The sequence below is a fragment of the Mailhella massiliensis genome (assembly GCF_020741395.1).
GTDB classification, from domain to species: Bacteria; Desulfobacterota; Desulfovibrionia; order Desulfovibrionales; family Desulfovibrionaceae; genus Mailhella; species Mailhella massiliensis_A.
Window position 1 is genome coordinate 1 of record NZ_DYZA01000063.1, and the last position, 3,359, is coordinate 3,359.

2 protein-coding genes are annotated in these 3,359 nt (G+C 62.1%); both read left to right on the forward strand.

What is annotated here, in order from left to right:
- Nucleotides 1–426 precede the first annotated feature (426 nt).
- A complete protein-coding gene (locus tag K8W16_RS03365; RefSeq protein WP_304121153.1) occupies nucleotides 427–1,608 on the forward strand; it encodes a hypothetical protein in 1,182 nt (393 codons plus the stop codon).
- A gap of 637 nt (nucleotides 1,609–2,245) precedes the next feature.
- On the forward strand, nucleotides 2,246–3,359 hold a 1,114-nt coding region (locus K8W16_RS03370), incomplete at its 3' end, for a hypothetical protein (protein ID WP_304121154.1).

The window sequence follows — 3,359 nt, forward strand, 5'->3', positions numbered from 1 at the left end:
TTTTTCGCGACTTTGTGCCTTTTTTACGGAATGTGTTTTTGCAAAAATGGTTCGGGTGAAGCACAAGAGGCGGAAACATGTCCCGGCGAAGCAGGGCAGGCCCCATGGGGATGTTTTCCGTCGGGCCTCGCGGGGCCGAAAGCCCCGGAGAACGGGAAGGAGGCTTGACGGAGAGCTTTCCATTGCGCAGAGTCGGGGAGAAGCCCGCGCAGCAGGCGGGCGGAGCGGGAAGCGAAGAGGCGGGGCTGCGTTGCGGAAAGCGGAGGAAGCGCCGTCTTGTGCGAGGTTGAGGGCACGCAGTTGTACGGAGTTTTTCCCGGGTTCCGCCCGGGGGAAACATCGTCCGCGCCCTTTCCTCTTTCCGGGAAAGAGGAAATCCCTTGCTCCTGTGGGTGCGCAGGGCAGTTTTTAAAGGAGAAGCCATAGTTGCCTTGGGAAAACAACATATTTCATGATCGCTTCGACTGGTATGCCTGGTCCGCTCCCGTGCATGAAGGGGCGGAGGCGATACTGAAGGCCCTGTCCGTTCAGGATTTCAGGAAAAAGCGGCTGAAGGGGCTTCGCGTCGTGGGTGCGGCGCTCAACATGACAGGCGCTTTCCTGCGCGGGTATGAAGAGAGGCTCGGGCGGGATGCGGGCCTTGGGGGCGTATCCTCCGGGGGCAGCGCCTGCAGAGGCGTCATTCCCCACAGCGTGACGCTGTGTGAGCCCTTCATGCTGGATTTCGACGACGGCACGGTGCTGGACTTTCTCCCCGGAGAGGGGGTTTCCGCCCGGATAGGCCGCAATTCCATCCCTCCTTCCTGCACGGAAGGGCTGAACCGCCCCAATTTCCGTCCGGAGCGGCTCTTCACCCCATACCTTGCGGGGAGGAGCCTGCAGCGCATACTCGTTCAGGAGGAATCTTCGGTTCTGCGGCAGTATGAATATTCCGGCGGAAGGGTGGAAAGCTCCCGGAGGGAGGGGAGCCTGGTGCGGTATGTGTTTTGTTTTTCCCGCCATGCGAAGCTGACGGCCACGTCGGACGGTTCCGGCCGGTATGAACTTGCGCTCTGTCGGGAGGAGGGAGGGCAAGAATTGCCGTATCTGAAGTTCAGAGCGGCGTCGCTTATGGTGGAGCAGCCTCTTCTCTGCCACGGCGGCAGCGGGGAAGAGCCATATTTTCTGGTGTACGCGGAAGGCCCGTCCGGCCTGTCGCAGCCCCCTTCTTTTTCCATGGATGAGGAGGTGCTGGAAGATTACCTCCTGCCTTTTCTGGAACGCCGCTTCGAGCCTGAGTTGAACGCGCGCGAAGCCTGGGAGCCGAAGGGGTTTGACGGATACGGCTGCAATCATTACGGCAAGGGCGCCGTGCGGGAGATGCTTTCTGACGTCCGCGCCGCCGTCTCCGCCCTGCGGGCAGGGGAAGATACGCCGCTTCGGAAAAGGCTGCTTGAAAAGAGGCGCAGGCAGGATGTTCCGTACCGGACGCAGGCTGAAGCCTGCACGGCTTCGGAAGATGCGTTCCTTGCCGGAGCCGTGAATTTTTACGAGCGTTTCCTCACGCGCATGGAGGGACTCCTGAAGGCCATGCCCGAGCAGGGCCGTATAGTTTTTCTGGGGGCGTGAAGGGCGCTGTTGTCGGGAAAAGCGGGCAGGGAGCACAGAGCTTTTTCCTTCGCCCATCCGCCGCGATGAGGCCTTCATGTTCCATAGCTGCCGGGGAGCGAAGGCGGGAAAGCAGGTTCTTGCGGCGGCGCAGGGGTCTGCCGGGGCTTTTCTGTCCCGACGCGTCTTTCGGAAAAGCGGCTTTGCCTGCGGCAGGGGGACAGGGGGCCGCGCTTCTTCTCCGGCACGGTGTTTTCCTTGAGGGGCGGCCTTTTGCCGCGCATGGAGAGAAGGACTCTCGTGTCGCCTGTCCCGGTTCTTTCCTGTACGCTGAACGGACAGGCAATCCGGTATCCTTCCAGGCCAGGGCGTGGGCCGCGTGCCCGGGAGGAGCGGCGTTATCCTGCGCGCCTTTTTGCCTCTCCGCCGGGAGGGTCCCGCTTTCGGCCCGCATGCGGCCGAGCATGTCCGCCCGGGGATGGGCCGGTTCACGGGCAAGGCGCGCTGTCCGGGAGAAATTTCCGCCATGAAACGAGTCTTCCCGCATATCGGCCGTAGGCTTCGGCTTTTTCTGGCCGCCTTTTTGAAGCTTTCCCTTTTGTTTTTTCCTGCGGAAGGGCGCTGCGCCGAGGCCGCCCGGCCCGCGCAGGGGTTCATCATGGACATGGCTCCGCTGCTCGGCGACAACGGCAGGATCAGCGCCATTGCTCCGGGATGCCGCGCCATGACCGGCATCATGGACGGCGAGGCCATACTCTGGAGCCGGGATTTCGGCCTGCTCCGCGTCGTTCTCCCGGAGGATCAATACGGCATGGGGAACTTTCTCAGCGACGACGGGCGCAGCATGGCGGGTTTTGTGAGTTCCCGCAGGGACCAGCCTTCCCCCGGCGTGGTCTGGTCGCGTCCCGGCTTTCTCTGGCGATACGACGGGACAAGGCAGCCCATGTCGAGGCACGGCCTTGAGGATGTGGTATGGTACGGCATGTCGGCCGACGGCAGGGTTGCCCTGGGCTACGGGAAAAAGCCCATCCCCGGCGCGCCTGCGGCGGACGCTCCCTTTGAGGAACATGCGCGCTTTGCGCAGACGCCGGAAGGGAAGGCGGCCCGAAACAGGGGCTTTCTGACGCATAGTGAGTTCTGGTTCTGCATTGAGGACGGGCAGCGCTTCAGACGGATGGACGAGATGGGCACCATCGTCACAAGCCCGTATTTCCGGGTGTTGAGCCGCGACGGCAAAAAAATCCTGGATAAGAAGGATAACGTCGTTCACATCGTCGACCGGCAGACCGGCAGAGACCGGATTCTGCGCTTCGGCGGCGCGGCGCCTTTTCGTGGAGGGAATCCTCCTGCATACGAGGGCAGCATAGTGCGTGCCGGAGATCCTCGAAATCCCCTGTATCGCTGGGGCAGGTGGCGCGGTTTCTACAACGGCCGCCAGTTCACCGACCATGATAGGTCGAAGGCCGAGCCCGGCAGCCCCATGTACGACAGCTGGCTCCTCAAGGATTTTTTCTGCTTCATCCCCAGCTTTGACGCGCGCTTCGTGCTGGCTGAAGCCTGGCTGGAGAGGTTCGACGCCGTCCGCATGACTCGGCGTCGCGGGAATCTCAATGTGCTGGCCCGCCTGGATGAGGCCGGAAACGGCGTCGTCATTGACGACAGGTCGGGTCTCATGGGCCTGGATATCAGCGACAACGGCCGTATCGTTCTTTATCAGCGGGATGTGGAAATCAGAATCTGGAATGAGGATTTCATCCTGCCCGGCGATACCT